The 4,011-nt window shown below is 37.8% G+C and carries 2 protein-coding genes; both read right to left on the minus strand.

The genetic code is table 11. From position 1 onward, the window contains the following. Nucleotides 1-309: 309 nt before the first annotated feature. Entirely contained in the window at nucleotides 310-1,335 is a 1,026-nt protein-coding gene (locus IEU71_RS09675) for an IS30 family transposase (protein ID WP_004915856.1), read from the minus strand. 725 nt (nucleotides 1,336-2,060) lie between these two features. Next, the coding region (locus IEU71_RS09680) for an LPXTG cell wall anchor domain-containing protein (RefSeq protein ID WP_188349650.1) at nucleotides 2,061-4,011 on the minus strand (1,951 nt) is incomplete at its 5' end.

A 4,011-nucleotide genomic window follows, 5' to 3' on the forward strand; every position in this document is an offset into this window, starting at 1 on the left:
AAAAAAATTGATTTTAATTTGGCTAATCCGTTGTCGCTGTTGTGATAACGGATTTGTTTACAATATGATTACAAAGACTGTTTTTGTGCTATTTGCGGTTTTGCGTTTCTAAATTTCAGCTATCATAATTTATTTTTGATGTTTGATGTTGGTCGCATATTTAGTTTTGGCATTGTCATTTTGGCTTTTTTAAGCCAATCAAACCCTAAATTCGTGTTTATCTGGCTTCTATTATACGCAAAAATGCAGCCCAAAGCTATTGACTTTGAACTGTCTTAACAATTAGCGATTTCTAGCATCTCTTGATGATTAAGCTGACATGATTCGCTTAGTAAAGACTTTTTCAGGTGTTTTGAACCTGAGCACATTTCTTGGACGCTCATTGATTTCCTGAATGGCGTTTTGAAGCTTACGTTGGGTAATCTTAGTAAAGTCATAACCAGCAGGAAATACACGCCTTAATTCACGATTCATGCGTTCGTTTGTACCTCGTTGACCTGGTGATTGTGGATCAGCGTAATATAACTTTTTGCCGTACGTATCTTCAATGCTGTAAATAAATAAACTACTGGTGAATTCTGTGCCACGATCACATGTTATACTGTCACAAACATTTTCAAACCTTGACATAAAGGTATCAATGGCTGTTTTGACATCATCTGAACTCTTACTTTTAGCTTTGACACCAACCATAAAACGTGTTTTTCGTTCCACAAATGTGATCACGAAAGATTGGGAATCTTGAGGACTCATCACCCCATCAATTTCCCAATGACCAAATGTTGAACGATTATTGATGACTTCTGGACGGTTGTGAATTGAACGCGTTTCAATCATCATCCGTTTATGTTCTGGATTAACTGGTTTGGCTCTTAGATGCCTGCGTCTTTTGCCTTTAAGCGGTAAATCATTTAATGTTGCACTCAGGTTGCGATTCAGAATCCAGTTATAGATTGTTCGTGTGCATACACCAATTCGTGGCACACCATGTGCAATTTGTTCTGGCGACCAATGTTTCTTTTTGAGATAGTAATCAATCTTTTCGCGTTTTTTAGGTGTGATTTTAGGCTGTGAACGATGCGACTTTGATTGGTAATACTCAGCACGTCTTGTCGCTTGCACAGGTTCGTAGGTATGGCGCAATACTTTCTTTTTGCCATGCCAAGTCATGACACGGGCATTACGCTGCAATTCGTGTGTAATGGTAGCTCGAGGGCGGTTTAGCTTTCGAGCAATTTCTGCATTGGTCTTACCCGCGTCAATCATATTTTTGATGGTAACGCGCTCTGTAAAATTAAGGCGACCATATTTGGAATTTGGGTTTTTCTTAGTCATGTGGTAATTATTCCTTCTCTCAATAACACTATAAAATTGACGTTCGGTCAATAGTTAAAATGTTAAGAAAAACAAAAGTGAACAACTGCGCAAACGGTGGTATAACGAGGTTTTTAAATGTATGTGATGTATTTATGTTAGTGTATATAACATCATTATATAGGCTAACATATACACGCTTATATACACATCTATATTTACGTATATAGTGACTAACATACACGTGAATATGTTTGTAATATACTGACGTGTATGTTAGCCGTTAAACTGTTATTGACATTGATATTAGACTGGATTTTAACTAAAACGATTGGTAAGATCTTCTCATAATATTGTGCTAATCAATTTAATTAATAGTCGTCAAGTAACTATGTCTGTCTCAATTGACAAGTGCGCTTGTTTATAATCGAACACAAAAAAGCCATCAACGGACGGCTTTATTTGCGCAGTAAATCAGGTTTGATTGACTCACTGTTTAACTTTAGAAAAATGTTTTGAAAAGCCATGCAACAACAGTAAATATATGAAGTGAGATATGATAATTTCTTGCAATTTAATTGTAATTTTTGATGAAAGCAGACTACTGAAATCGCATGTCAAGACTTCTTCTGATCCTCTTAAATATACCACTTTGTGAAGAACAAAACAAGGTATATTGTTCATTGTGTTATCGATTGATAAGGACAAAACAAAAAAACAATGCCCTGGGGCACTGTCAAATATTGTTATTTGTGGAACCATTTCTTGATTGGCTTGCGAAATCCAAAGGCTGCGCCTGCTAGTGCAATCGTCGCAATCGCCCCATATAACCCACCCTTTGGCGCTTCAACATAGCTCGTATTTGGCGTGGGTGTTGGTGTAACACCTGGCGTTTTGTTCTCGACAGTATTTGATTCCGTCTTTGAACCGTTTTCCCAGATGTCATACGTATTCTTAATCGTGGCATTATCTTTGTTAGCTGTTACATAAACATCAACCACTGGTAAGGCAAAGGCTTTTGTTTTATCTGCATTCGCTAACTTAAAAAAGTCTGCGTTAGCCTCAGCTGTCAAGACTCGAGTCTCTTCATCATAACTAATCTTGAAATACTTAGTTAGATCAGTCTTACCGTCTTTTGAATAGACCTTCGCTGACTTATAATCTACTTCCTTTGGCAATGTATCAACGTATTTAAATGTCTTTAAATCGCTGGCATGGTTGGCTGGTAAGTCGTTAACTGTTAGCGCATAAGTAATTTCTTGCCCCTTCTTGATTTCATCACCATCAATTGACTTGTCAGAGTCACCTTTTACATCGCCTGATTCAACATCTTTTTTAGGCTTAATTTCAGGTGTGGTATTCTCAACGGTATTTGATCCCGTCTTTGAATCGTTTTCCCAAATATCGTATGTGTTGTCGAACTTAGCATTTGAAGTATTGGCAATCGCATAGACATCTACAATTGGTAATTCGAAAGCTTTTGTCTTATCTGCGTTAATCAGTTTCAAATAATCTGCATTCGCTTCCGCTGTAAACAAGCGTGTCTTTTTATCATAACTAATTTTGAAATACTTGGTTAAATCAGTCTTGCCATCTTTGGAATAGACTTTCGTTGACTTGTAGTCCACTTCTTTTGGCAATGTGTCAACGTACTTGATAGTCTTCATATCGTCAGTGCGATCAGCTGGCCAATCTGTTGTCTTCAATGAATAAGTTAACTCATCACCCTTAATCACAGACTTCCCGTTATCAGAACCATCCTTATCCCCAGCATTTTGACCTGCATCAACATCTTTTTTAGGTTCTGGGGTCACAATAAATTGAGTCAAGCCATAGGTTCCCTTGAGTGGTGTTGGCTTAGCAGGTTCAGTTGGAGCTTTGGGTGGTGTTGGTGCGGTTGGTTGCTTATTTGTATTGGTAAATTTCGTATAGATTTGACCATGCGTATTATAAACCCAGTTATCATCAACCTTCAAAATTTGTTGCTTATCGGTTGATTCGTTAGGTTTCAAAGTAAAGCTCGTACCCAGTGATACCGTTTTATTGATTTCTTTGGTAAAGGTGCTCTCGCCAGCATGATTGCCAACAAATAATTCCTTGCCAGAATTATCATAGACGTGGAAATTGATATTTTTATTAGCAGCTGTGTTAGGATGTTCATTTGCATACTTGTATGACGTTAAAGTAATAGAGTCTGCAATGATGACTTCAGATCCATCGCCCTTTGAAGTGACTTTCCAATTAAATTTACCTTTCAAAACACCATGACCAATGATTGATACGCCATCATTCATGTCATGAGTCAGTGTGAACTCACCAGTTTTTTGGTTAACGTCTGCTGTCATAAAAGTATCATATTGATCATGATTAACATGATTTTGGGTCAGCGCTTGCATTTCAGTATTGACATCAGTCCCGTTTTCAAAGGCAGCCTCATCCTTATCATACTGGGCCTTGTCTTTGTCATATTGGGCTTTTTCTTTATCGTACTTGGCTTTGTCCACCTTGTATTGTGCCTCTTCCTTATCGTAAGCATCATTAGCAGCTTGTTGCTTCTTCAATGCCGCATCAATAGCTGACTTTTGTGAAGCGTAGAGTGCCTTTATTTTAGTTGCTTCTGCCGCGTATTGACTGGCTGTAATGACTTTAGTCACAGTAGCATTTTGTGTGATTGTCATGCCTGCTTTTTTAGCAGCA

The sequence above is a fragment of the Leuconostoc falkenbergense genome, assembly GCF_014634805.1.
Taxonomy (GTDB): Bacteria; Bacillota; Bacilli; order Lactobacillales; family Lactobacillaceae; genus Leuconostoc; species Leuconostoc falkenbergense.